Below are 25,606 nucleotides of genomic sequence, written 5' to 3'. Positions count from 1 at the left end.
ATATAACGTTCGGCGATGACGAACGATTGGTCAATTGTGTCGGCCTTCGTTCCACACGTTGGACGCTCGAATGTTCTCGAGGGCGGGCGCTCGACACGCTGCGTCGAATCGAGAACGAGAGAGGTTCGGTCGCTCGAGACCGTGCCTACAGCTGGTAGCGCTCGGGGTAGCCGACGATTTCCTTCGACTCCGGCCGTTTGTAGGTCCTGACTGTGCTCGTGCGTTTACCGAGTTGGACGAGACTTTCGGCGAGCACGGCACCCGCACCAACGCTGTCGATAACGGGGACGGGAAGTTCGGCCTCGAGGGGTTCGTCGAGACCCCCCATCCCGGCACAGCCGAGACAGATCACTTCGGCGTCGTCCTCCTCGACAGCCTCCCAGCTCGCCTCGAGGAGCGCCTTTGCCGCCGCGTCACGCGTGTTTTCGGTTTCGACGACGGTCAGGTCGGTACAGCGGACTGACGCACAGTGGCCGTCCAACCCCGTCTTTCTGACCGCTTCCTCGATGAAGTCGCGCGCTCGAGGGAGGATCGTGACGACCGAGAAGTTCGCCCCCAGCATGTTCGCGACGTACATCGAGCCTTCGGCGATGCCGACGACTGGCTTGTCGGTGACTTCGCGGCAGGCGTCGAGACCCGGATCGCCCCAGCACGAGTTGACGAACGCATCGAACTCGTCATCCTCGTCTTTGAGGATTTCGTCGAGGATGCCGGGGACGGCGAGGTAGTCGTCGTAGTAGGATTCGATACTGATCGGCCCACGGTCGGGGGAGACGGCGACGACCTCGGTATCGTCAGCCGTGTACTCGTTCGCGACTGCGCCGATGTTCTCGGTCATCTCGAGGGTGGTGTTCGGATTGATGGCTTTGATTTTCATAGTCTCGCGCCACGAGAGGAAGTCGGCGGGGACGGCCAAAGCTGTTTCTGCGATCGAACCGCGCCGCACCGGCACCGTATCGGCGCTGTGCCGTCAGTATCGGCAGCCCGGCGTCAGGACCGCCAGGAGAACGCCGACTCGAGGTGGTGGGGGATGTGGCCGCCCGCTGTCTCGCCGCGAGCGACGTACGCCTCGAGGTCGTCGACGACCTCCGGATGGGCACAGTGTTCGATGAGCAGTCGGCTGCGCTCGCGAGGGGAGCGCCCGCGGAGGTCGGCGACGCCCCGTTCGGTGATCACGACCGAGATATCATGTTCCGAGTGATCGACGTGGGGACACATCGGCACGATACACGATGTCTCCGCGCCGTGTCTCGAGGGAAGCGTAGTGATCGAGAGCACGCCATTGCGGTTGAAGTCGCCGCTGCCGCCGACCCCGTTCAGCACGCGCGAGCCGTCGACGTGCGTCGAGTTCGCGTGGCCGTAGAGATCGACCTCGATGGCACTGTTGATCCCGACGACGCCGAAGCGGTCGATCAACGCCGGGCTGTTCGAGAGGTCCGCCGGGCGGAGGACGATTGACTCGCTGTAACCGTCGATGTCGTCGAACAGCCGCTGCTGGCCCGCCGCGGAGAGGGCGAACGCCGTCGCGCTGGCACCCGCGAGCGTCCCGTTCTCGATCATCTCGAGCAGACCGTCCTGGAACACCTCGCCGAAGTAGTAGACGTCCCGGTCGCCGAAGTCGATCGACGACAGCGCGCCCATGAGCGCGTTGCCAAGGCTTCCGACGCCGAACTGAAGGGCGATCCGGTCGTCGAACATCGAGCAACGGTCGAGTTCGGCCTCGAGGAACGTCGCGAGGTTCGCGGCGATCTCCCGGTCGGTCGCCGACGGCTCGCGGAAGTCGTACGGATCGTCGGCCGCCTCGGTCTCGACGACGGCGAGGAGAGCCGCCGGATCGAACTCGATCCGCGACCCACCGATTCGGTCCGCCGGCTCCTCGAGCGGAATCGGCCCCCGATCCGGGGGCAGCGACCGCTCGTAGACATCGTGAAACCGACCGATATCGCGAGGGATCGAGTCGTTCACCTCGATGATCAACTTCTCCGCGGCCCTAACGTACGCAACGGTGTGACCGATCGAGAGCGAGGGGACAAACCAGCCGTCGCCGACGGCTACCGCCTCGACGATCGCGACGTCGGGCGTCGGAACGTGCCCGAGTTCGACCTCGTCGCCCAGTTTGGAAATAAATCGGTCCTGAAACGCGATCGTTTCGTCGTTGACCGCCTCTCGCGCCGCAGCTCTCGCCTGGTAGGGATAGCGACGGGCGATCGCGTCCGCTTCGACGAGCGCCGTATCGATCTCCTTACCGACGCTGCCCCCGCTGATGACCGTCAGCGCGAGGTCGCGGTCGTCGGCCGCGAGGGCCAGCGGGAGAGCCTTCGGGTAGCCGACCGCGCCGAACCCGCTCACGGCGACGACCGCCTCGGGATCGACGTAGGTGGCGGCCGACGCGGCGTCGACCGGCGCATCCGTCTTCTCGAGTCCGCCGCTCATGAGTCGTTCTCCGGCTGCGTTCCGATCCCCTCCGGCCAGCCGGGTGGCTTCGCCGGGCTGGGCTGGGCGTGCTCGCGTTTGAGCACCATCGGCGTGCGCTCGAGGGAGATCACGAGGTCGCCGTCCTGATTGTAGCCGCGCAGTTCGGTCGTCACGATCCCGACGTGATCTCGGGAACCGCTCTCGCGTTTGTCGATCACTTCGCTCTCGGCGAAGAGCGTATCGCCGTGATAGACGGGAGCGTGGTGGCGGATATCGTCGTAGCCGAGGTTTGCAGTCGCGTTCACGGAGACGTCGATCACGCTCATCCCGACGACCAGCGCGATGACGAACGTGCCGTCGACGAGCCGTTCGCCGAACTCCGTCTCGGCGGCGTACGCTTCATTGAAGTGCATCGGGTTGAGATTCATCGTGACGTTCGTCAGCCAAACGTTGTCCGTCTCGGTGACGGTGCGTCCGAAGGGATGCTTGTAGATATCGCCGACCTCGAACTCCTCGTAGTATCGGCCGTGCCATCCCTCGACGATGCGTGTCTCTCCGTCCGTTTGGTCGTCTGTTGTCATAGGGTCCTCTCGAGGCGGTGTACGACGGCGATCCTGACCGTTCCGACGGTATTGCCGGCGGCCGGACGCCGAGTTCTGAGAGTAATACTCGTTCTCGGCGAATCGCCATAGCTGTTATCGCTACGAACTGCAACGTGGCGTCCCGGCGGCGGCGACTACCCCAGTGTCGGGTGGTCGCTCGAGAACGTATATACGTGTTCGCGATCATCGATTCGTATGCCATTCGACGAGCAAACGGGCCGACGGGGCGATGCTTCAGCGACCGACAACGAGGGCTCTAGGCCGGCTGCCGACGGTGGTTCCGAGTCGGCTACTGACAAAGGATCCGAGTCGGCTGCCGAGGAGATGGACGGGCTCGAGATCAAAGGGCCGGAACGTCGGCGACTCCGTGAGCGACTGGACAGCGACGAACGGGTTCAGTACGCGCTCCGCGGGCGGATCATGGATTACGAGACGAACGATGACGACCGCGACCGTCGCGAGGAGAGCCGAACCCGCAAGATGGCGAGTCGCGGTCGCGACCTGCTGACGCTCGTCACGGACCGACGGCTGTTGGTCGTGATTCAGCGCGAGGCACCCGCCGATCACGAGTACCGATCGATATCCTACGACGAACTGAGGGGGGCGAAGCTGGAGACGGCGAACGGTAACCAACGACTCGTGCTCCGTGGACCGAAACGGTACTATATCGACGTCGGGCGAACCTCCACCGACGACACAACCGCAGCCTGCTCGACGATTCGCCAACAGATAGAGACCGAATCGGACGACGACTCCTTCGATTCGCTCGAGCGACTCGAGGCCTTATTCGAGCAGGGCCATCTCACGGAACGCGAGTTCGAGACGATGAAACGGGAGTTGCTGGAGTAGAGGGATCGGCAGGCGGTTCGAAAACCCGGTACGGAACCGCCGTCTCATACGGTTCACTGTAAGTCATTTCCGGTGCAACCGCGATCCGGGCGGCGGTTGCGCCGGTAAATCGGTACAGTAATCCGTATCAGTTGTTCTCGCGGAACTCGGTCGCGACGGCGTCCATCTCTTCGAACTCGACGTCATCCTTGCTGTTCATGTGCTCGATCAGTTCCTCGAGTCGCGAGATGCGGTGGGCCTGGCCGATGACTTGCGGGTGGAGGGTCAGAATGAACACGCCGTCGTCGACGTTCTCGTGCATCCAGTCGAACTGGTCGTAGTAGCGCTGGAACAGCGAGTCCTCGCTCACGTAGCCCATGCGGTGTGGCCGTGCCCAGGTGAACGTCAGCGCGGGCCAGTCGTCGCGCTGCCAGGAGACGGGGAGTTCGACGATATCGGTCGGCTCTCCGCGGTCGTACGCACCGTCCTCGGGGGCGCTCCAGCCGCCGTAGAGCCAGTGGGGTTCGAAGTCGGAGGCCATCTTGCTCGAGTCCCACTCGATGCCGACCTCGTCTAAGATGTCGAGGGTGTTCTCGGAGTAATCCCAGGCGGGAGAGCGATAGCCGGTCGGCTTGCGCCCAGTGAGGTCGACGATCGAGTCGATCGCTCGGTCGACGTCGGCCTTCTCGTCCTCTTTCGTCTCATAAGTTGCGGGTCCGGTGTGACTCCAACCGTGATGTTGAATGTCGTAGCCGCGGTCCCAGACCTCGGCGCTGATCTCCGGGAAGCTGTCGATCGTGTGGCCGGGAACGAACCACGTCGCCGGGATGTCGTGTTTGTCGTGGAGGTCGAGCAAGCGCGGGGCGCCGACGTTCGCACCGTACACGCCGCGGGAGTGTCTGGTCGGCATGTCCCAGGAGTCGTATGACCAGAGCCACGTCGATACTGCGTCGAAGTCGTACGTAAGGCAAACTTTGGACGTCATTGCGAATTGTGGTTAGATGGGTATCTAAAAAGCCTTTTCTTGTGGTTGGTTGATAGTAACACGCATTCTCGGACCGCAGGAGCGTGGCTCCGAGAGCACGCCGTCAGGACTGCCTGGCGCCGTAGACGACGAGACCCCCCGCGACGAGGAGGAGGATCGTCGAGAAGATGGTGGTCACGCTCCCGAGGGCGAACAACTCCGGAGTCGCCCGCTCGGCGGACGCGATACTGAATACCTCCATGGGCATCGTTCGGTCACGACCGACGAGGAGCAGCCCGCGTTCGGCCTCGTTGTACGAGAGCGTGAACGCGAAGACGGCCGCACCGAGAACGGTCGGGGCGATCTGTGGCAACACGATCTCGCGGAACGTGGTCACTCGACTCGCCCCCATCACTCGCGCGGCCTCCTCGTTCTGGGCCAGATTCGGCGGGAAGCCGGCGAGCAGCACGATCACCGCAAACGGGAGCGTCCAGACGACGTGTGCCGGCAGGGCGACCCACATCGACCGCGACAGACCGAGTACCTCGTTGAGCAACAGCGTCGAACCGACGCTGAACGCGATCCCGGGGGTGATGATCCCGAGCACGATCAGGTAGAGGAACAGCTTCCGGCCGCGGAAATCAAAGCGATACGCGAGCGCCGCAGCGGTCCCCAGTACCGTCGTGATCACCGTCACAACGAGTGCGAGCTGAATCGACCGCATCACCGAGTTGATGATCCCTTGATTCGCCGCTAGCTCGCTGTACCACGCCAGCGTGAACCCCTGATACGGCGGCGAGATTCCGCCCGAGTTGAACGAAAAGACGATCAGCGCGAGCATCGGCGCGTAGATATACAGTGAAATCAGGATAAAGTACGCTGCCAACAGGCGTTTCATATCGACCCACTGCACGACACGCGTGAGCGCAGATCGATCCATCTGCTTGTCGACCGAAGTGTGCTTTGTCGCCATCTACCTTGAGTACTGGTGGCATATTATATAAAGATGCTGCGCGGAGACCGTGGGACGCGACTGCGCGAGATCTCCGACGACGGCTATGCGGGATAGGTTTTTACCTGCTGCCCGACGGAATGACAGTATCGAAGATGGGAGAGACAACCGATTCGGAGGCGGAATTACAGTTTCCACACGCAAATATCGTCGCCGCTCGAGCGATCCGCGGCGTCCTCGAGAGCTCGCTGGGGCCGCTCTCCCACGACACGCTGATCGAGAGCCGCGCGGGGAAGACCGAACGGGAACCCGGGGAGCCCGAAACGCGGGTCGATACGGTCAGCAGCGACGGGGCAACGATCCTCGAGGAGCTTCCGGTCGAACACCCGATGGGCCCGATTATCCGACGGCTCGTCGCCCCGGAACGCCCGGGAACGACGGACGTCGAGGGTGAACTGGTCCCCGACGGAATCGCGACCACCGTAGTACTGCTCGGCGCGCTGCTGGACGAGGGGGAACGCCTGCTCGAGATGGGTGTCCATCCGACGACCATCGAGGACGGCTACAGCGCCGCACTCGACTGTGTCGAACAAACGATGGAGACGCTCTCGCGGCCGCTCGAGTCGTTCGACGATCCGACGGCCGCCGCGGAGATGGTCGCGCGATCGGCGATGACGGGCAACGACGTCGGAAACGCACGGGAGACGTGGGCGAGCGGTGCCGTCGAGGCCGCAAGACAGATCGGGATGCCGGACGAGGAGACGCTCGCCATCCGGCAGATTCGCTCGGGCTCGATCGACGACTCGCGACTCGTCTTCGGTACGGTGCTCGATCGAAACGATATCTGTGACGAGCGGATGCCACACCGGGTGACGGACGCGAACGTCCTCGTCATCAGCGGGTTCAAGCGCGGGAAGGCCAACGACGGCAAGACCGGCGGCTTGCAGGACCCGGACTTCCAGCAGGACGGCGAGCGACTCGTCATCGAATCGCCCGACGAGATCGACGCGTTCGACGACGTATTCGCGACCCGCCGCGAGGAAGTCGTCGCGGGTCTCGTCGAGGCCGGCGTCGACGTCGTCGTGACCAGAACCGGCATCAACGACGCGTATCAGGAGCTCCTCGTCGAACACGGGATCGTCGGGATCCGCGGCGTCAACCGCCTCAAACTCGCGCAGCTGGCGAGTGCAACCGGCGCGACGCCGGTCGTCGACCCGACCGACGTGACGCCGGCGGATCTCGGCCACGCGGGGCTGGTCGAACAGCAGACGATCGACAAGCGACAGGGTCGGCGAAAGCGCCGACGGATGGTTGTGTTCGATGAGTGTTCCGACCCAGCGTCGGTCACCTTCCTCCTCCGCGGCGTTCACGGCCAGCTCGGCGCGCAGGCCGCGACGGAGATACGGAAGGCCGTCGCCGCGGTCGCGACGGCGATGGGTGAGACGACCGGTCCGGCGGGGGTTCTCCCCGGCGGCGGGGCGACGGAGCTCGAACTCGCGGACTCGCTCCGCGACGCCGCCCTCGAGGCGGACGGACGGGAACAGCTCGCCGTCCAAGCGTTCGCCGACGCAACGGACCGATTCGTGTCGACGCTCGCCCGGAACGCGGGGATGGATACCCTGACGACGCTCACCTCGCTTCGAGAGGCGACGACGAACGCGACGAACGGCACCGCGCCGGGGCTCGTCTTCCCGGCCGGTGAGATCGACGACGTGCTCGAGGCCGGCCTGCTCGATCCGACGGCGGTCCGGCTCCGGTGTTATCAGCACGCGGTCGATGTCGCGTCGCTCGTGCTCCGCGTCGACGACGCGCTCGATGCGACCTTCAGCGAGGAGCCGACGCAACCGGGTGAGGCGATCTATGACGAACACGCGGAGAACCACCAGGCGTATCTCGACGAGCAAGACGATACGATCTGGCACGAGTGAGCGGTTTTGCGGGGAGGACGACGTAGCGTTCGAGTTGTCGACTACCGGGCGGAATTTTGACCCGACAGCAAAAGTCGTGGGGCTCGAGTTACTCCTGGCTCGCGATCTCGGTGATGTCGACGACGCGGAACAGAAGGAACACGAACGCGAAGATCACGACGAGTAGCGTGATCGAGAGCGCGGCGGCCGATGGGTAGTTCAGCCCCTGGCTGTAGCGGCTGTAGATCAGGGTGGGAACGGTGTTGGCACCGCCGCTGAGGAACGACGGAACGGTGAAGTTCCCGATCGTGAGGACGAACGTGAACATACAGCCGATCGCGACCCCTGGCAGGCTCAGCGGCCACGTGACGTTCCGGAACGTTTCGATGGGATTGCCCCGAAGCGTTTCAGACGCGTTGAGCAGCCCCTCGTCGATCTGCGAGAGCGAGATGTAGATCGGTGCGGCCATGAACACCACGTAGTTCTGCAGGTAGCCGACCGCCTGCGAGAACGACGAGAACAGGAGCCAGCCGATCGCCCCGTCGATGATCCCGAGGTTCATCAACAGCCCGTTGATGACTCCGTTTCGACCGAGAATCGGGAACCAGCCGAACGTCCGGATCAGTTCCGACGTCCAGAACGGGATGACGAGGAACAACAGCAGGACGAGCCCGACCATGGGCGTGGTGTGGAATCGAAGATAGTACGCGAGCGGGTAGCCGAACACGAGCGTGATGAAGGTGACGACGACTCCGACCCCGATCGTTCGGACGAACGCGCCGCGGACTGCTCCGGAGGCGAACACGTCATCGATCCAGGCCGAGAGCGTGAACTCGTGGATCACGTTGAACGACGAGTAGGTGAGGAAGCTGTAGTAGAAGATAACCAGCAATGGCAGGAGCAAGAAGACGGTAAACCAGATGACCGTCGGTGCTACCAGGCCGGTTACCTCGTTGTTCAGATCGTCTTTATCGATTCGTAGCCGACTCAAAACTCCGGTTTTCGGTTCTGAACTCATTTGATTCGTCTCGCTGGTTGTGTCGAAAGTGTCGAAAGCATAGTCTGTTCAGGCGGCCTGGAAGTCTTCCCAACGCGAGACCATGTAGTCCGCCTCACTGGGCCAGATCTGGAAGAACCCGATGCGGTCGATCCGTTCCTCGATCGGTCCGCTGTCGCGGGTGCCGCCGTCCGAGTCGGGGTCGCCCTCCTCCATCGACCAATCGTAGTCGAGCGGATCGAACAGTGCCGGTTCGTCGATCTCCTCGTAGGTGGCCTCGCCGCGGTACGCCCAATCGTAGTACTCCGGCCCCATCCCTTCGCCGGAGTCGTCCGAGCCGTCGCGGACGAGTTCCTCGTTCTCGTAGTGGGGAACCGAGTAGCCGCGACCCTGCACGAAGCCGGGGAACCACGCGCCGAGGTGAACCTTGTCGTACAGGAATGTGACCTGATCGACGTTCTGGCGCTCCCGTGCGCCCTCGAGCGTCGCCATCCCGCCGTACCAGTACCGGTAGCCCTGAATGCCCTCGCTCATCGTCGCGTAGGTACACGGCGTTCCCTCCCGGCGAACGTCCATCGCCGCCGGCTGCCAGATGTCGCCGATGACCGCTTCCTCGCCGGCCATAAGCGTCACGGACTCTCCGTACGCTTCCCAGGTCGAGCGGAACTGTCCGGCCTCTTTCTGTTCGATAAGGAAGTCGATCGCCGTATCGAGCTGGTCTTCAGTCGGGTCGTTCAACTCGCCGATCTCCCCGTCGATCATGTCGTTGTCGAGCAGGTGCATGATTGCCTGCGGAATGGTGATCGCCGCCGTCTCGCCGACGATCACCTCCCCCTCGTACTGTTCGTCGAACTGTGCACTCCACAGGGAGACATCGTCGACGAACGACGGGTTGTACCCCATCGCGTCGAAGTTGTAGGCGTACGGCGAGAACAGGATCTCGTCGCGGCTGTCCCCGTCGACCCACAGCTCACGATTGACCGTCTCGACCTGCTCGCCGAGGTGGCTCAGCCGCTCTTGAGGGTTCGTGAACAGGTCGGAAATCTGCTCTTCGTCCCAGTTGTCCAGGTCCTCGACCGGCATCGGAATCGTCACCGGGTTGTCTCGAGTGAGCGCCCCGGAGCCGGTCGTGTCCGAGGTGAACACGTCCGTGTTCTGGGAGCCGCCGCCGAGGAGGTTTGCCTGCGTGTCACCGATCGTCGCGATCGTCGTGTTTACTTCGACGTCGGACATCTCCTCCATCTTCGCGGCCTGTTCGTCGCTGACTGCCCAGTCCGGGCCGATCCATTCGAGCGGTCGTGCCGGTCCGTCGTCGCCACCCACACATCCCGCGAGCGCGGCACCCGCTGCTGCTCCACCGTACGCAACAAAGTTTCGTCTACTGATACCGTCTGGCATTACAGGCTGTCACACACACCCAGCCGTATTAAACGTTCCTCTTAGGGGCATCAGAAGAAGAGATGTTACACCATAAGGCCGCATTCAGTTGAACATTCCGTAACGGTAATCAGTCGTGCGAAAGAGATAACCAATCCCCGGACGATCATGGTGTATGCCACCAACTGTCGTCGTCTTCAGCACGGGCGGGACCATCGCGAGCACGAGTGCGACCGGCGGTGCAACGCCCAGCAAACGCGGGGCGGAACTGGTCGAGGCCGTCCCGGAACCCGAGAGCCACGCCGAGATCGAGGTCGAGGAGGTCGCCCAGATTCCGAGCTACGATATGGGGTTCGAGACGATGGCTGAGTTGACGGCGGCCGTCCGGCGCGTCGCGGCCGACGGCGCGGACGGCGTCGTCGTCACCCACGGAACCGATACGATCGAGGAGTCAGCGTACTTTCTCGATCTCGTCCTCGACGGCGAGATTCCGGTCGCGTTCACGGGTGCACAGCGACGACCCGACGAGGTCAGTCCGGACGGACCGGCGAATCTGCTGGCAGCGGTCAGGGCCGTTACTCACGAACGGTTCGACGACGGCGTCTACGTAGTCACCAACGACGAAATTCACGCCGCACGCGACGTGACGAAGACCCACACTAGCGCACTCGAGACCTTCGACTCGCCGAGTACGGCACCGGTCGCCACCGTGACGCGGTCGGAGATTCGAATCGTCCGCGAGCCGAGGAGTTACTCGGCGACGTTCGACGTGGGGGAGGTGACGAGCGACATCGCGATCGTTCCCAGCGGCGCCGGCGTCGGGCGTCGCCCGGTCGAACGAGCGCTCGAGGGCGGCGTCGACGGACTCGTCGTCGACGGAACGGGACTCGGTAACACGACGAGCGCCCTCGGCGATGCGATCGCCGATGCGGTCGCCGACGACACCCCCGTCGTCGTCACGTCGCGCTGTCAGGCTGGGACGACGGCCCCGGTGTACGGCGGCGACGGCGGCGGGAGCACCCTGCGTTCACACGGGGCGATCCACGGCGACGACCTGCCGGCTCACAAGGCGCGAATCAAACTGGCCGTCGTCTGTTCGGTCGCCGACGACGTAGAGGAGCGACGGCGACTGTTCGCCGGCGAGCGAGCCGAGCGGTAGCTATTTCTCCCCGGCCGTGGATGCTGTTGACGTATGACAGAAGGACGCCTAGACGGCCGTGTCGCAATCGTTACGGGTGCGAGTTCGGGCATCGGAAACGCGATCGCAGCAACGTTCGGCGCCGAAGGCGCGAGCGTCGTCGTCACCGACGTCAGACGCGAGCCGAAACTCGAGGACGAGGAGTCCGTCTTCGACCGTCTCGACGCGGTCGACGCCGACTACGAGTACGTCGAACTGGACGTGACCGACGAGGACGACATCGAAGCGGCGCTCGAGACGGCGGCGACCGAGTTCGGCGGACTCGATATCCTCGTGAACAACGCGGGGATCTACTTCCAGAATCAGGCCCACGAGACGCCCGCCGACGAGTACGACGCCATCATGGACGTCAACCTCCGGGGGGTGTTCCTCGCGAGCAAACACGCGCTCCCGCTCCTGAAAGAGAGCGATCACGGGAAAATTATCAACCTCTCGTCGATCTACGGGCTGGTCGGCGGGGAAAACAGTGCGGCCTACTGCGCGTCGAAAGGGGGCGTCTCCAATTTGACGCGTCAGATGGCCCTCGACTACGCGGCGGACGAGATTAACGTCAACGCGCTGGCGCCGGGCATCATCGAGACCGCACAAAACGTCGAGTGGCGAGAGACGGACGAGGAACTTCTCGCCGACTGGCAGGCGTCGACGCCGTGGCCCCGGTTCGGGACCCCCGATGACGTCGCGGACGCCGCGCTGTTTCTGGCGGGCGAAGAAAGCGAGTTCGTCACCGGCCACGTCCTGCGCGTCGACGGCGGCTGGACGGCGAGGTGAACGTCGTGAGCGAACTCCACCTCACCGTCGGCGAGAACACGTACGTGGCACCGCTGCTCGAGTCGGAGGCCCCCGAGTCGGTTCGTGCGCTGCAAGAATTCCTCCCGCTGACCTCGGAGCTGATGCACGTCCGGTGGAGCGGCCACGCGACGTGGATCAACATCGACGAGATCGACCTCCCGGAGCTCCCCCGAGAGAACCACACCGTCTACCCGTCTCGAGGCGATATTCTGCTGTACCCCGGCTACAGGAACGAACAGGAAATCCTGGTCGCCTGTGGCCCGACCTGTTTCAAGAGCCCGGCCGGCGAACTCGCCGGAAACCACGTCGGCACGCTCGAGGCGACGCGAGAGGAACTCACCGCACTGGAAGAACTGACGCTCAGAGACGGGGTTCAGCCGGTTACCGTACGAATCCGGGGGTCGGACGAAGATCGATCGTAATGGGAAGATCGCAGCGGGAGGGTCGGTCACGACCCCGCGGTCGCACGCTCATTCGCCGAGAATATCGGTCTCGAGATCGATCCCGTCGACGATACTCGTTTGCTCGAGCAGCGTCGCGTGATCCGCGCTCCAGCCGACAGTGACGGTGTCTGACGGGTCGATGCGGTCGAACGACTTCAACTGGAGTTCGTGGGCCGTCCCCTCGGACGTGGTCGCCTCGAGGATTACCTGCGTCCCCGATCCGGGCTGGTGAATAACGTCTTCGACCCGACAACTGACGCTGTTATCGAGGTCGTCGGTGACCTCGAGATACTGCGGCCGGACCGAGAAGGGGATCCGTTCCCCCACGAGGGATGTCGGTTCGGATCGAAGGTTTTCCGTGGTTACGAGGAACGTTCCGAGCGGCGTTTCGATGTGCGCGTAGCTGCCGTTGTTGCTGACCTCGGTCAGCTCGCCCGTGAGGATGTTCGAGTCACCGACGAACGCCGAGACGAACGCCGTCGCCGGATCGTTGTAGACGCGCTCGACGGAGTCGGATTGCTCGATTTTGCCGTCGTTCATGACGACGATCTGATCGGCCAGCCGCATCGCTTGCGTCTGGTCGTGCGTGACGTAGACGAACGTCGTGTCGAGCTGGCGGTGGAGCCGGAGCAACTCTCGCTCCATGTGTTTCTGAAGCTTGTAGTCCATATCTCCCAGCGGTTCGTCCAGCAAGAGAAGTTTCGGCTTGAGGACCATGCTCCGGGCGAGTGCGACGCGCTGTTTCTGCCCGGCCGAGAGCTCCTCGGGGTGGCGATCGACCAGCTCCTCGAGGCGCATCATCTCGATCATGTCGTCGACACGAGCCGTGCGGTCGTCTGCGTCGACCTGCAGACGTTCCAGTCCGTAGCCGATGTTCTCCTCGACCGTCAGGTGTGGAAACAGCTGGAAGTCCTGGAAGACGAGTCCGATGTCGCGCTCGTAGGTCGGCTCGTCGGTGATGTCTTCGCCCCCGAGCCGTATTGCTCCCTTAGTCACCGGGATTTTACCGACGAGCGAGTGCAGCGTCGTCGACTTCCCACAGCCGCTGGGGCCGATCAGCACGCAGAAATCTCCCTCCCTGATACTGAAGCTGATATCTTCGACGGCGACGGTTCCGTCGGGGTAGATCTTCGTCAGTTCGTCGACTTCGAGCGCGACCGATTGCGATTCGTCGGCCGTTGGTTCGGGCGGCGATACGTCCGCCTCGGTGGATTCTATGTCAGACATTGTCATTCTTCAATGAGATCCGTGATGGTAACGGTGTCGGTTACGCTGAGTTCGTCGAAGTAGAGCGCGTCGTCGACGTTCCAGCCGAGCTCGATCGAATCACCGATCGCACCGATCTCGGGGCTGTCCGGAACGACGACGTAGAACTCGCGGTCGGTTCCATCGAGCGACACCGCGAACTCGGTGGTTTCGCCAGTGTACGTTCGACCTTCGAGAACGCCCGTGACTGTCACGTCACAGTCGTCCGTCTCGAGCGATACGGCTTCGGGTCGGACGATCACCATCCCCGTCTCCTTTTCGGCACCGTTCTGTGCGGTCGCCCGCATCGGACCGGCCTCGGTCTGGACGTCCACGACGCCGTCGCCGACCTCGGTCGGCTTCCCGTTCGTCACGAGCGCGTTCGAGTCGCCGACGAATCGGCAGACGAACGCGTTCTGAGGATCGTGATACACCGATTCCGGAGTGCCGATCTGTTCGATCATGCCGCGGTTCATCACGACCAGCTTGTCGGCGAGTTTGAGTGCCTGATCCTGATTGTGTGTGATGTAGAGGAACGTACTCCCGAGGTCTGCATGGAGGCTCCGCATCTCGAGTTCCATGCGTTTCTGTAGCTTGTAGTCGAGGTCGGCCAAGGGATCGTCGAAGAGCATCACCTCGCAGTTGCGACACAGCTGTCGTGCCAACTCCACGCGCTGTTGTTGCCCGCCCGAGAGCGCTCCCGGGAGATCGTCCCGCGTCTCCTCGATCGCTAACAAGGTCAACATCTCGTCGATCGTCTCGTCGATCTCCGACTGAGTGGGCGGGTCGTCCCGTTGCTCGAGACCGAACGCGATGTTCTCCGCGACGCTCTTGTGGGGGAACAACGTCTCTTCGAACTCCTGGAACACGTAGCCGAGGTTCCGTTCCTGGACGGACAGCTCGGCCGCGTCACGACCATCGAGCGTGATCGTCCCGTCGTCGGACTCGATCAATCCGGCGATGCACTTGAGAAGCGTACTCTTCCCACAACCGCTCGGGCCGAGCACGACGCAGAACTCGCCGTCCTCGACCTCCAGTTCGATATCGCGGAGCACCGTCTCGCTGCGGAACGATTTGGTCACTGACTCGATCGCTATTGCGGTAGCCGTCATCACTGCACACTGTGTGTAGCGAGCATTTAGCTCTACCCCCTCGAGCGGGTCGGGCGAGAGAGCGATCATGAAGGACTTCTGGACCGCTCTCGTCGATGACGGTTCGCTCGAGTCGAGCGACTGCGGTCGAAACCGGGTTGAGATGTACGATTGAGTCGGGATCTGTCACCCTCGACGAACCGACGTTACACGGTTCGGGCAGCCGTCGGGTGACTCCCGTTGTACTCCGTATTCGATTTTCGGCTCGGTATCGTACCGGTTTCAAGTACTACTCTGGAGTCAGTCACTTCCGGCGTCGAAAACATTAAAATACTCGCTTTCGGACGGGTCTGCGAGCGTGACAGTCGATCAACGATATGATTTCCAGTTCGTGTCGAACGTGACGATGCCGTCGTTCTGCTCGTCGGTTAGTGATACGGTCTCAAGCGAAACGACCTATCACTCATATCAAGTATAACGCACGATTACGGCATTTTCAGGCGCTTTACCCGTGGACGTGAGTCTTCTGTCGGCTGTATCGGTTGATACGGATAGCACGGTCAAAAATGCGTTTCATTCGCGGACAGAGTTCCATCTCGTCGGTATTCGTGGACGCCGGCACCAGTTCGATCCGAGATCAGTACTGGAAAGTTAGAACCTATCATTGTGAAACTAGTATAGGAGAAAGCCCAGTACCCGAACCATTCAAATTCACAGTAGTGTCCATCGTGGAATCGTATACTCGGTGAACAGTGTTTCTATTGTAGCTATTGCACCTACTGGACCTATTGTATCTATTGGGCCCAGTTAACCTGTTGAAAAATCCACCCGCCACACACGGTTCGCCGCACCGGCAACGGGACAGACGGTTCCGGTTTCCACTGCCGCCAACCGACCGCTGAGGCGCAAAAAAAGCCAGCCCGGGACCGAACCCCGTTACTGGGCCGCCGACGCCGAGTCGATTTCCGTGATCACGCCGTGGTCCACTTCGACGGCCTGTGCGTCCTCGTCGAGCAGCGCCACGACGAGATACGGCACGTAGGACTCGAAGTACTCGACGAGCATCGCGATCCGTTCGGAGTCGATCGCCTCGAGCGAGTCCAGAAGCATGAACGGCACCGTCTCGTAGACGTCGTGGACGAGGTAGCCTGCGAGGGCGAAGACGAGCCCCGTCACCTCCCGCTCACTTTCGCTCAGGTGGTCGATCGTGTCTTCGTACGCCGCGCCGTCGTCGGTGCTGCGTACGATCTTGAGATCGAACGACGAGCGCGAGACCTTCCGACGACCTTCGCGGACCTCGCGGGTGGTCCGATCGATCCAGATCCGATCGAGGTTGCCGTACTCGAGCACCTCGAGGAGGTTCTCCATGTGCTCGTTGAAGGCCTCGACGGCGTCGCCCTCGATCTGGTCGATCCGCGTGCGCAGATCGGTCAGTTCGTCGGTGATATCGTCGCGACGGGCCTCGAGCGTCTCGCGCTCGTCGAGGCGCTCCTCGATCGATGCCATTCGATCGTCGAGATCGTCTCGTTCGCGTTCCTTTCGCTCCAGTTTGAACTCGAGCTGATTGACCTCCTTGTGCTGGTCGAGAACCCCGCTGTAGTCGTCGGCCTCGAGGTCGTCGATCGTAGCCTCGAGGTCGTCGACCTCGTCGGTGAGCTCTTCGCGGTCGGCAGTCGACGCCTCGATACGCTCGCGTCGGCGCTCGATCTCGTCGTCGACCGAGTCGAGGCGTCGCTGCGTCTGGCGGTACTCGGTGCGGTTCTCGTTGATCGTGGACAGCGTCTCCCGTTTCTCGTCGAGTTCGGCGCTGATCCCCGATCGCTCCTCGAGTCGCTCCTGGCGCGCGGTTCGAAGCTGTTCGATCGTCGTTTCGATCTGATCGCGTGCGACCGACGAACCGCAGGTCCAGCAGGTGACCGTCTCCGAGTCAGCCAAAAGCTGGTCCGTCACCGGTTCGCCGTCCCCACCGGTGCCCCCGTCGGCGTCCGGAAGCACCGACTCCTGCTCGTCCAAGAGCTGTTCGTTGAACTGGATCGTGCTCTGGAGCTGTGAGATCTCGTCGGAGAGCGCCGCCTTCTCGTCCTGAAGCGTCTCGATCTCGGCCTCGAGTCGGCTAACCTCCGACTCGTCGCCGGACGAGAGCGAGTCGAGGCGCTCCTCGACCTCCTCGCGCTCTTCCTCGAGCGCGTCGATGCTTTCGCGTTCGGTTTCGATGCGATCGCGGACGCGTTCGAGATCGGAGCGGGTATCACGGAGTTCCTCGAGTTTCGCCTCGAGTTCGGACTGCTCTTCCCGCCGTTCGTCGACGTCGACATTGGTCTCCTCGAGTTCCGCCTGTGCGTCCTCGAGCTCTTCTTCGAGCTCTTCGATCTCGTCGGTCACTCGCGTCCGCTTTGCCTCGAGGTCGGGGAGCTTGCCTTCGAGCTCGTCCAACTCCGCAAGCTGGTCGTCGATCTCCTGTTTCCGTCGCTGACACTGTTCGATTTCGGCCTTAATCGCGTCGGTGTCGACCGGACGCATGATCAGTTCGCGGAGATCGTCGCCGCGAGCGACGGCGCGTCGCGCCTCGTTGGATTCGAGCAGGAACGCAAAGAGGTCCGCGAGTTCGGGATCGTCGAGATAGGGCTCGCCGTCGGTAACGATAGTGCCGTTTCGACGCTGCAGCGTCCGTCGGTAGGTTTCGTCGCCGAGCTCGAGCTCCGCCCGCCCCTCCTCGGCGTCGGCTTTGAGACTGACTTGATCGCTCCCCAGTGCGGCCATAATCGCCTGCAACAGCGATGTCCGATTGGTTGCGTTTCGTCCCGAAAGCACTGTCGCCCCTGGCTGAAACGAGACCTCCGTCTCGTCGATCCCGCCGATATTGTCGACGAAGAGCGTCGCTCGCTCTGGAGTATCACGTTCCGCCCTATCCAGTTCACTTTCCATATCACCGCGTTCTCGCTCCCATCAAAAATATTTTGCCCCTTCGGTACGCGGCGAACTGGTTGCGAAATCGTCGATTTGGACCCCTGTTATGACGTATCCTCCGCGGCCGCGTCCTGACAGTCACAGGACCGTTCGTCCAACAGCGTCCGAATCGGATACTCTTGGAGGCAGTCCTCACAGGTCACGGTTACGGAGACGGTCACGTTAAATTCGCCGACGTCGAGGATATCGTTTCGCTTGAGTTGGGCGACCGTGTCCGATGTCACTGCCTCAGTTCTGTTCTGCAGCGCCCCGAGTTTGTCGGCGCTTCGTTCCACTCGTTCATCGTCGCTCGGCGTCTCGAGCGTCGCTTCGAGACAGTCCGTCAGGTGGTTGTAGACCGTCTGGTGTGAGACGAAGTTCGATTCGACATCGTCGATCGCGACGCCGTCACGCTCGAGTTCGTTTCGCGTCTGGACCTGTGTCCCGCTACTGACGTCGTCGTCGGTCAACAGCCGGTAGGTGTTCTCGATCTCCCCGTCTTTGAGGAGGATATTCGCGTCCTCGAGTGCGGTCTCGAGCACCCGCTGGTTCACATAGGTCGCGAGCTGGCGCGTGCTCATCTTTTCGTCCCGCTCGCCGGTCCAGTATTCGACCAGTTGGTCGTCGAGGCGCTGGAGCCCGTACTCTCCGGCGACGCGTCCGAGCTTACATCCACAGGAGTCGTTCGAATCGGCCGGCTGTCTGCGTTCAGTCATTATCCCGTTTTACAGACCGCCACGCAAAAAGCGTTCGGATTGCCGGCCGATTTACGGTAGTATGGTTGTAACAATACCCGTCCACGTGGTGGTGAAATGCGATTTTGTAAAATAACTACATCCTCGATATGAATTTTGCATGATGTGTGAACAGTATATCCATTTGGGCCTAAAACCTCCTGCTTCCAATAGTGACAGATGAAGCGATTGACACACCGATCGTACAGTTCGCGGGTCGTCTCTCCCGTTCGCTCTGAACCGCGCTCGCTCCGAACCGCGCACGCTCCGAACCGCACAGCCCTCGTACGATCAGGTGTACAATGACGTTCAATGGCTACGATAATTTGGATCGTGTTCAGATTACCAGATTCCGAATGACCAAGAATAAGTAGAGCCACTGGTCAACAGTTGTTTCTTTAGCGCTGGTAAAGCAGTTTGAAAACAGTTAGGTGCGTCGTGTTACCTCTCTAAATAGACATTCAACGCGATTTATGGTTCCGTCTCGTTCGTATCTGAAATCAAGATAGTGACGTTCACATGCATAGTTCGGTGAGTGATTGTCACCAGTAAGAAACACGATGTCAAAGAGATCGTGCTTCTCGCGTAGTTCCCGAACCAATGCATTCGCTATAAGCTTCGTTATACGCGTTTCAAGCGTTGTATGAAGCGATTTGTTTGACCCAAGATCAATAGCAGCGTACAACCAGTCCTGGTTATAATTGAGTTGTATCACAGTCTCGGTAACCGTAAGTGATTCGGGTTGCACCCGTTTTCAACTGTAGATTGGCCTTGTGAACTCAATTATAGACCGTTGACCGAGCCCGAAAAACGCCAGATGTCTCGGGATTCCGAACAGTATTTGAAAGCGAGAGTCGAGCGCGTTGAACCTGAATACAGGGCGTTATCAACTGCCGTGATGTTGCTTTTCGCTCTACAAATTCCAAGTTGATCTCGATCTGATTTCGAGTGTCGCGAAAATAGCGGGTTATCGAGTAGTATTCGGCGGAGATAGGTAACCACCGCAGTACAGGACACCGAGCTTCGCCAACCCGTGCGGGGACGCCGCTGTAAGTGGGTAACCGGATCACCGATACGTGATCGCGCGGTGGACCGCCTGCTGGCGCGTTTCGAGTCGCGAGTGCAGTCGAAGACAGGCGTCTAACACCGGAAAGTGAGTCTCGAGTTCGGCGTACAGATAGGGCTGAACGAACAGCAGGTCGGGGTTCGATCGGAACGTGCTCTCGGCGTGAATGTGCTGTTGGCGACGTCGCAGCGATCGTTCGCACCGAACTTTCCACCGGGACAACCGTCGCTCGTGTTCGAAGAGTTCGGTGAGCGTGAACTCGGACAGCGACGGTTCGGCCTCGAGATCAGATGCGAGCGCACGGAGCTCGCGTTCCGCGCGGTCGAGCGAATCACGTTCGGCGTCGACCGTCTGTAACAGTCGCTCGCGGCGGAGACTGGCCTCGGTCGCCCGCTGGATCGTCGCTCGTTTTACCGGAAGCGAGAACCGGTCGCCGTGGACGACGGCCATCGCGACGTCTTCCGAGAGTTCGGACGCCATGTTGTCGTACAGTTGTTCGCCGTACAACTGATCGAAATGCTCGAGTTCCATGATGCACTCGCGGTAGGCGGCCCGAACGCTATCGAGTTCGCCCACGACCGCGTTCGCTTGCCTCACGCCGACCGGCGGGAGACCCGCGCCACCGTCGGCTGAGACGGGAATCGAGTCGACCTCCGTCGTGAACTGGTGGAAGCCGTCGCGCTCCTGAATCAGTTGCTCGCGCTCCCGATCGACGGCGGTTCTCGCCGCAGGGATGGAGCTACTGGCGACGAGGGTCCCGAGTTCGACGGGAGAGAAATCGGCACCCAGGCCGGGCATCGGCGAGTGGCCGTCGGACACCCAGACGAGCCAGACGACGAGCAGTCCCATCGTGACGACTCCGAATTCGATCGTCTGCGTCGCTTCGTTGTGCACGGTTCGAGGGCGAGGTGCACCGTCAGGAGAGGCGGTCGCGGTAGTCATTGAGTACGTACTCATTCTATGGTACACGTTATCATCGTTTCTGTGATCGAAATTACAGTACGAGCCGGTGGGTTGTTGACTAACCGAACACGCTCCGCTAAAATGGTGATTTTCGGACTTGTTCAGAGGCCTGATCGTTGCGGGCAGTGCCCGTCGAGCGATAACGGCGAGAAAGTTCGGGCGAGAACTACGACGAGAGCAGTTTATCGGCGATGATCCGTTTCTGAATCTCGCTCGTCCCCTCGAAGATTCGGGTGAGTCGGGCGTCTCGCCAGTAGCGCTCGACGTCGAAGTCAGTGGTGTATCCGTAGCCGCCGTGGATCTGAATGCCCTCACTCGTGACGCGCTCCGCGACTTCGCTCGCGAACAGTTTCGCCATCGCGGCCTCGGCGTCCGCGCCCTCGCCTTGGTCCACGGCGTCGGCGACGAGGAGCGTCAACGCTCGAGCGGCTTCGACCTCGGTCGCCATATCGGCCAGTTTGAACCGGATCGCCTGGAACTCCGAGATGGGTTCGTCGAACTGCACTCGTTCCTCCGCGTATCCCAGGGAGTCCTCGAGCGCGCCGCGAGCCAGTCCGACCGCTCTGGCCGCCGTGTGAACCCGGCCTTCCTCGAAGAACTCCATAATCTGGTAGAACCCTTGCCCCTCCTCGCCGCCGACGAGTTTGTCCGCGTCGACCCGGACGTCGTCGAAGTTGACTTCCCAGGTCTTCCAGCCGTGGTAACCGATCTTGTCGATCGCAGTTCCGCTCAGCCCCTCTCGGTCGAACGTTCCAGCCGGTTTTTCGACGATGAATCCCGAGATGCCGCGATAGGACGGCTCCGCATCGGAGTCGGTGACGGCGTACGTCAGGATGAAATCCGACCCCTTCGCGAACGTACACCACATCTTCTGGCCGTTGAGGACGTACTCGTCGCCGTCTCGCTCCGCCTGCAGTCGCATGTTTGAGACGTCGCTTCCGGCGTCGGGTTCGCTGATCGCGATGCTCTTGAGCAGTTCTCCCCTCGCCATCTTCGGGAGATACTCCCGTTTTTGTTCCTCGGTCGCCCCCGCGAGACTCTGGCCGCGAGCGATGATGCTGCCGACGCTGAGCCAGCCTCGAGAGAGTTCCTCAGCGATCACCGCGTAGGCTTTGAGATCCAGCCCGAGACCGTCGTACTCCTCGTCGATGAGAATGCCGAAAAAACCCATCTCGCGGAGATTGTCGACGAGTTCGGCCGACATCTCTTCTCGGTTCGGGTCCCGTTCGCTCGCCTCCGGCAGCACCTCGTTCTCGACGAACCGTTTCGTCTCGTCTCGAAACAGTTGGTGTTCTTGATCCAGAAGGACGTTTGAGATCCCAGTCATTGTCTATACTCAACTGACAAGCGTTATTAAGCGTTCTCACTACTGAAGAGGTCGTGACAGGAGATGGACGAAGAGCGATTCGGTACAGACTCCACAAAGCGGCCGCCACCCCATTCTCGGAACTCGTGGAGATGGCATGAACGCGAGTGAGTGAGTCATAATCCGTCGGGGCTCTCGTCAGTACGCGTCGAGATCGGTCTCGATCTCGAGGTCGTCCTCGAACGCTTTCGCGTACTCGAGGTAGCGTTCCGCCGTCGAAATGTTCGCGATATCGATCATCTCCCCTTTGTAGGTGATCGCGCTCTTGTTCTCCCGTTCGGCCTCCTGGAGCGCCTCGAGCGCGCCGATCCAGTACTCGACGGTCTCGGCATCGGGGAGGAACAGTTCGTTCGCGTGTTCGACGTGGGAAGGGTGGATCACGATGTAGCCCGTATAGCCCATCTCCCGCGAGAACTGCATGTCCTCTCTGAGTCCCTCGATGTCGCCGACGTCGACGTACGGGCCGGCGAGCGGGTGTTCGATACCCGCCGCTCGAGCGTCCATTAGCGCCTGTTGGCGGAGGTGAATCGTTTCTAACCCCTCCCGTCCGGGTCCGGTCCACTCGAAGCCGAGCGCTCGATTGGTATCGGTCCCCTTCACGGCGCCACAGCCGATCGTCGCGACTCGCTCCGCGGCAGTGCAGATATCGTACACCTGCCGCATCGCCTGTGCCGTCTCGATGTTGACCAGCAGTTCGACGCTGTTTTCGGGCAGTCCCTCGCGGCGCTCGATGTGGGTCAACACCGAATCGAGTCGCTCGAGATCTTCTGGGTTCCTGACCTTCGGGACGGTGATCGCCTCGACGCCAGCGCGGACGACCGCTTCGTAGTCGTGTTCGGCGAATCCCTGGCTCGCGTTCGGGTGTGCGTTGACGCGCACGTGGATGCGCTGTCCCTCGTCGGCGAGCGCCGAGACGTTGTCGGCGACGATCTCCCTCGCGGCCTCTTTCTCCCCCGGCGGGACCGAGTCCTCGAGATCGAGGATCACGACGTCGGCGTCGTTCGTGTGGGCGTTCGCGACCCACTCTTCGCGGTTCCCCGGGACGAACAGCGCGGATCTGACCGGTTCCATACGCTGACGTCGTCCGATGCGTTCTTATATGTTCCCCAATCTCGAGATCGCTTCCGCCGGTCGGTTTCCGTGTGTCGTAGGTCCGTCCCATCGACTCGAGCATACGCCCTGTCGACGAGAGCAACCAGAACGAGTCCCTCCGATGAGCGGACAGTGATCCGCTGCAGCCCAAGTACGACTCCGTCACCGGGTGACCCTCCCAGAGTTTGCCAGCCCCGGGCCCGACGAGAACCAGCAGTTTCGGATTGGATCTCAGTTCGAATCCGAATCCACTCCGAAGCGCCGATCTCACCGATCCGGGAGTCCGAATCAGCCGCTATCGGACCTCGAATCGCCCCCGCTGTTCGCTCACAGAGAACGTAGTACTCAGTCACTGCCACTACGTAACACGCCACTAAAACGGTAGGTGTGTCAACCAGGAACTGACTCATGTGCTAAAAAGATCTATCCCGTCGAGAGTACCACGCCCGGCCGAAGCAGACGTAGATATCCCGGTTTCAACGGCGTGTGACACGGATAGCCATCGCCACGCGAGTGATCGACAGCTACGGCAGGGTACCTCCGAATAGGACGATGAGTTAGTCATCATTGTTTACAGAAGGATCTTTGTAATTTTCTTCGGATGAGACTCAGTAGCGGTCGGCGAATAGCCTATCATTAATTTACAGAGGTACCTTTGTAATCACTCTATGAAAGAGGTCACGGAGACTGTTCGCGGTCGCTATTCGACGTACCGCATTCGCAGTTCGAGTTCGTTCGCTGCCTCCCGTACCAGTTCCGCGCACTCGGTGTGTACAGTATCTTGCGATAGATGATCGGCTGGGCCAGTAATACTGATCGCACCGATCTGATCCGTATCGGGACTCTTGACCGCAGCAGCGATCGACTGAATATCCTCGATTCGCTCCCCCGTGCTCGTCGCGTATCGCTGATCGCGTATCTCCTCGAGTTCGTTCCATAGCTCGGTTGCATCGGTAACAGTGTTGTCCGTCTCACGCGGGAGTTGCGTTTCTTCGATGATTTCCTGAACCGTCTCGTCGGGGAGTTCGGCGAGGATCGCTTTTCCTGCGGCGTTCTGGTGAATAACGTACCGGTTCCCGAGTGGAACCGGTTTTCGGAGGCCATAGCGATCGTTTTCGATGAAAACGAAGACGCCGTGTGTCCGGTCACGGAGAATGAACGACGCCATTTGATTACTCTCTTCGGCCAGATCCTCAACCGTAGAGCGTGCGCATCGACAGAACGAGTTCCGGTCACGGATATGACCCCCGAGCGTTAGCAGCTTCAGTCCGAGTTGATATCGCCCGCCGTTGTTGACGACGTACCCGTGTTCTTCCAGCGTTTTTAGGTGTTTATGAACGGCACTTTTCGAAAAGTCAACTGCTTCCGCCAACTCCGTAACCCCCATCTCGTCGTGCTGATGAATGCATTCGATGATAGAGAACATCGTTTGATCGGACTTCACGAACTCGCTCGCCCCTGTGTTATCAGTCATACAGCGTGTTGACGATTTCCGCGTTAATTAATCATTCGCACAGTTATCCAAGAGGTCCGCTATGTCTGCCAGTTTTTTCACAGGCCGAATCTAAGTCTGTTCGCTGTGAGAGGAAAGTTCTAGTCTGCGTTCTCTGAGAGAGGACGTGAGACGATGACGGCCCGCAATAGATAGCGTACACTCCGGACTCCATACCACCACAACCGAAGCTGAACGAGTCGGTGTCGTTCCCGGAAAAAGCGGGTTTTCCCGGCCGCAACGGTCGGATTCGATCCGCTAAAAGGGAGTGAATTTATCCCGCCGATACAGGTCGAGTTCGTTGACGACGTTCGGCGGTTCCTGTTCGGCTGCAAAAGCGATCGCTTCCGCTATCGCTTTCGGATTAGTGACTTCGTCCGGATCGAACCGTTCCTGGGATATCTCGTCCCTGTACTCCTTCCCGAATTCCGTTCGTACTTCGGTCGGATTGATGATGCTGACACCGATCCCGTCGCTACCAACCGCTCCAGCCAAACTAAGTGCAAACCCCCGTACCCACCACTTCGACGCGGCGTACACTGGTGCACCTGGTCGCGGATACTGTCCGGCAAAGCTGCCGAGGAAGATCGCATTCCCGGCCGTCTCGCGAAGGTACGGAAGTGTAGCTCGAGTCATGAAAAAGACCCCGTCCACGTTTACACCCATCACGGTCCGATACTGTTCGGTGGGCGTGTTCGCTACCGTCTCGTGGCCGGTCGCTATTCCGGCGTTGTTGACCAGCACGTCGATTCCATCGAAGGCCTCGACGGTGTGTTCTACTGCGGCCTGAACTTCGTCCTCGTTGCTGACATCCGCGGGAAGGACGAGGGCTGAACCCTCCGTTTCTGCCTCGATACGGTCAGCTATCGTCTGTAATTTTGCTTCTCGACGAGCGACCATCGCGACGTTTGCTCCGCACTTGGCCAGTATCTCTGCAGTCGCTTCGCCGATACCGGCGCTTGCACCGGTAACTACGGCCGTTTTCTCGGATAGGGACGATGACATGCTCATAGGTAACTATCCTCAGTGTACATAACGATTGCTCCGATGGGACCGTCGGAAGAACTTCGAGAGGCCAAACGGATAGCTGAATCCGAATCGACTACTCCGTTACCGTGACCAGTATCCTACCGAAACGC

General features: G+C 61.1%; 21 protein-coding genes and 1 pseudogene. 5 read left to right on the top strand and 17 right to left on the bottom strand.

Annotated elements, in window-relative coordinates; translation table 11 throughout:
* Window positions 1–145: 145 nt before the first annotated feature.
* The 3 genes from NATTI_RS0122735 to NATTI_RS0122725 all read right to left on the bottom strand — a co-directional run bounded on the left by NATTI_RS0122735 (window position 146) and on the right by NATTI_RS0122725 (window position 2,996).
* The gene (locus tag NATTI_RS0122735; protein WP_027119279.1) at window positions 146–877 is read right to left on the bottom strand and encodes an aspartate/glutamate racemase family protein; all 732 of its coding nucleotides are present in this window, start codon (window positions 875–877) and stop codon (window positions 146–148) included.
* Window positions 878–990: 113 nt separating this feature from the next.
* The gene (locus NATTI_RS0122730; protein ID WP_019992185.1) at window positions 991–2,433 is read right to left on the bottom strand and encodes an acetyl-CoA hydrolase/transferase C-terminal domain-containing protein; all 1,443 of its coding nucleotides are present in this window, start codon (window positions 2,431–2,433) and stop codon (window positions 991–993) included.
* Window positions 2,430–2,996, bottom strand: a complete 567-nt coding sequence (locus NATTI_RS0122725; RefSeq protein WP_019992184.1) for a MaoC family dehydratase — start codon at window positions 2,994–2,996, stop codon at window positions 2,430–2,432. The genes NATTI_RS0122730 and NATTI_RS0122725 overlap by 4 nt, the downstream gene beginning before the upstream one ends.
* Before the next feature lie 216 nt (window positions 2,997–3,212).
* Between NATTI_RS0122725 and NATTI_RS0122720 the strand changes: the two genes are divergently transcribed.
* The gene (locus tag NATTI_RS0122720) at window positions 3,213–3,866 is read left to right on the top strand and encodes an SHOCT domain-containing protein (protein ID WP_006091302.1); all 654 of its coding nucleotides are present in this window, start codon (window positions 3,213–3,215) and stop codon (window positions 3,864–3,866) included.
* Between the two features lie 127 nt (window positions 3,867–3,993).
* Here NATTI_RS0122720 and NATTI_RS0122715 read toward each other — a convergent pair whose 3' ends face one another.
* Window positions 3,994–4,755 (bottom strand): polysaccharide deacetylase family protein, encoded by a 762-nt coding sequence (locus NATTI_RS0122715; protein ID WP_006091300.1) that lies wholly within the window; start codon window positions 4,753–4,755, stop codon window positions 3,994–3,996.
* A gap of 178 nt (window positions 4,756–4,933) precedes the next feature.
* Complete coding sequence (locus NATTI_RS0122710; RefSeq protein WP_006091299.1) at window positions 4,934–5,749, bottom strand: ABC transporter permease; 816 nt, start codon at window positions 5,747–5,749, stop codon at window positions 4,934–4,936.
* A gap of 167 nt (window positions 5,750–5,916) precedes the next feature.
* On the opposite strand from NATTI_RS0122710, the gene NATTI_RS0122705 reads away from it, so the two are divergent.
* Complete coding sequence (locus NATTI_RS0122705) at window positions 5,917–7,689, top strand: TCP-1/cpn60 chaperonin family protein (protein ID WP_006091297.1); 1,773 nt, start codon at window positions 5,917–5,919, stop codon at window positions 7,687–7,689.
* Between the two features lie 88 nt (window positions 7,690–7,777).
* Here the strand turns inward: NATTI_RS0122705 and NATTI_RS0122700 are convergent, their stop codons facing one another.
* Window positions 7,778–8,686 carry an ABC transporter permease gene (locus tag NATTI_RS0122700; protein ID WP_006091295.1) on the bottom strand — a complete coding sequence of 303 codons (909 nt, stop codon included), beginning with the start codon at window positions 8,684–8,686 and terminating at the stop codon, window positions 7,778–7,780.
* A 48-nt stretch (window positions 8,687–8,734) separates the two neighbouring features.
* Window positions 8,735–10,063, bottom strand: a complete 1,329-nt coding sequence (locus NATTI_RS0122695) for an extracellular solute-binding protein (protein ID WP_193787793.1) — start codon at window positions 10,061–10,063, stop codon at window positions 8,735–8,737.
* 154 nt (window positions 10,064–10,217) lie between these two features.
* On the opposite strand from NATTI_RS0122695, the gene NATTI_RS0122690 reads away from it, so the two are divergent.
* The 3 genes from NATTI_RS0122690 to NATTI_RS0122680 are packed head-to-tail and all read left to right on the top strand — an operon-like array spanning window position 10,218 to window position 12,451.
* Window positions 10,218–11,201: an asparaginase gene (locus tag NATTI_RS0122690; protein ID WP_006091293.1), complete on the top strand. Its 984-nt coding sequence runs from the start codon at window positions 10,218–10,220 to the stop codon at window positions 11,199–11,201.
* Between the two features lie 33 nt (window positions 11,202–11,234).
* Window positions 11,235–12,008: an SDR family NAD(P)-dependent oxidoreductase gene (locus tag NATTI_RS0122685; protein WP_006091291.1), complete on the top strand. Its 774-nt coding sequence runs from the start codon at window positions 11,235–11,237 to the stop codon at window positions 12,006–12,008.
* The gene (locus NATTI_RS0122680; protein ID WP_006091289.1) at window positions 12,005–12,451 is read left to right on the top strand and encodes a DUF3830 family protein; all 447 of its coding nucleotides are present in this window, start codon (window positions 12,005–12,007) and stop codon (window positions 12,449–12,451) included. The genes NATTI_RS0122685 and NATTI_RS0122680 overlap by 4 nt, the downstream gene beginning before the upstream one ends.
* A 48-nt stretch (window positions 12,452–12,499) precedes the next feature.
* Here the strand turns inward: NATTI_RS0122680 and NATTI_RS0122675 are convergent, their stop codons facing one another.
* The 10 genes and pseudogenes from NATTI_RS0122675 to NATTI_RS0122630 all read right to left on the bottom strand — a co-directional run bounded on the left by NATTI_RS0122675 (window position 12,500) and on the right by NATTI_RS0122630 (window position 25,478).
* Window positions 12,500–13,699 carry an ABC transporter ATP-binding protein gene (locus NATTI_RS0122675; RefSeq protein ID WP_006091288.1) on the bottom strand — a complete coding sequence of 400 codons (1,200 nt, stop codon included), beginning with the start codon at window positions 13,697–13,699 and terminating at the stop codon, window positions 12,500–12,502.
* Window positions 13,700–13,701: 2 nt separating this feature from the next.
* Window positions 13,702–14,898, bottom strand: a complete 1,197-nt coding sequence (locus NATTI_RS0122670; protein ID WP_006091286.1) for an ABC transporter ATP-binding protein — start codon at window positions 14,896–14,898, stop codon at window positions 13,702–13,704.
* 846 nt (window positions 14,899–15,744) lie between these two features.
* The gene (locus tag NATTI_RS0122660) at window positions 15,745–17,733 is read right to left on the bottom strand and encodes an archaea-specific SMC-related protein (RefSeq protein ID WP_006091284.1); all 1,989 of its coding nucleotides are present in this window, start codon (window positions 17,731–17,733) and stop codon (window positions 15,745–15,747) included.
* 86 nt (window positions 17,734–17,819) lie between these two features.
* Entirely contained in the window at window positions 17,820–18,470 is a 651-nt protein-coding gene (gene rdfA / locus NATTI_RS0122655; protein WP_006091283.1) for a rod-determining factor RdfA, read from the bottom strand.
* A 355-nt stretch (window positions 18,471–18,825) separates the two neighbouring features.
* Window positions 18,826–19,459 (bottom strand): annotated as a pseudogene (locus tag NATTI_RS27195) (IS6 family transposase).
* Window positions 19,460–19,554: 95 nt separating this feature from the next.
* Complete coding sequence (locus NATTI_RS0122650) at window positions 19,555–20,496, bottom strand: DUF7260 family protein (RefSeq protein WP_241434367.1); 942 nt, start codon at window positions 20,494–20,496, stop codon at window positions 19,555–19,557.
* 187 nt (window positions 20,497–20,683) lie between these two features.
* Window positions 20,684–21,844 carry an acyl-CoA dehydrogenase family protein gene (locus NATTI_RS0122645; RefSeq protein WP_006091277.1) on the bottom strand — a complete coding sequence of 387 codons (1,161 nt, stop codon included), beginning with the start codon at window positions 21,842–21,844 and terminating at the stop codon, window positions 20,684–20,686.
* A 177-nt stretch (window positions 21,845–22,021) separates the two neighbouring features.
* Window positions 22,022–22,954: an HpcH/HpaI aldolase/citrate lyase family protein gene (locus NATTI_RS0122640; RefSeq protein WP_006091275.1), complete on the bottom strand. Its 933-nt coding sequence runs from the start codon at window positions 22,952–22,954 to the stop codon at window positions 22,022–22,024.
* 721 nt (window positions 22,955–23,675) lie between these two features.
* The gene (locus NATTI_RS0122635; protein ID WP_006091274.1) at window positions 23,676–24,449 is read right to left on the bottom strand and encodes an IclR family transcriptional regulator; all 774 of its coding nucleotides are present in this window, start codon (window positions 24,447–24,449) and stop codon (window positions 23,676–23,678) included.
* A gap of 276 nt (window positions 24,450–24,725) precedes the next feature.
* On the bottom strand, window positions 24,726–25,478 hold the full coding sequence (locus tag NATTI_RS0122630; RefSeq protein ID WP_020657255.1) for an SDR family oxidoreductase: 753 nt from the start codon (window positions 25,476–25,478) through the stop codon (window positions 24,726–24,728).
* Window positions 25,479–25,606 lie beyond the last annotated feature (128 nt).

Source organism: Natronorubrum tibetense GA33 (genome assembly GCF_000383975.1).
GTDB lineage: Archaea > Halobacteriota > Halobacteria > Halobacteriales > Natrialbaceae > Natronorubrum > Natronorubrum tibetense.
This window is presented reverse-complemented; position numbering and strand designations above follow the sequence as displayed.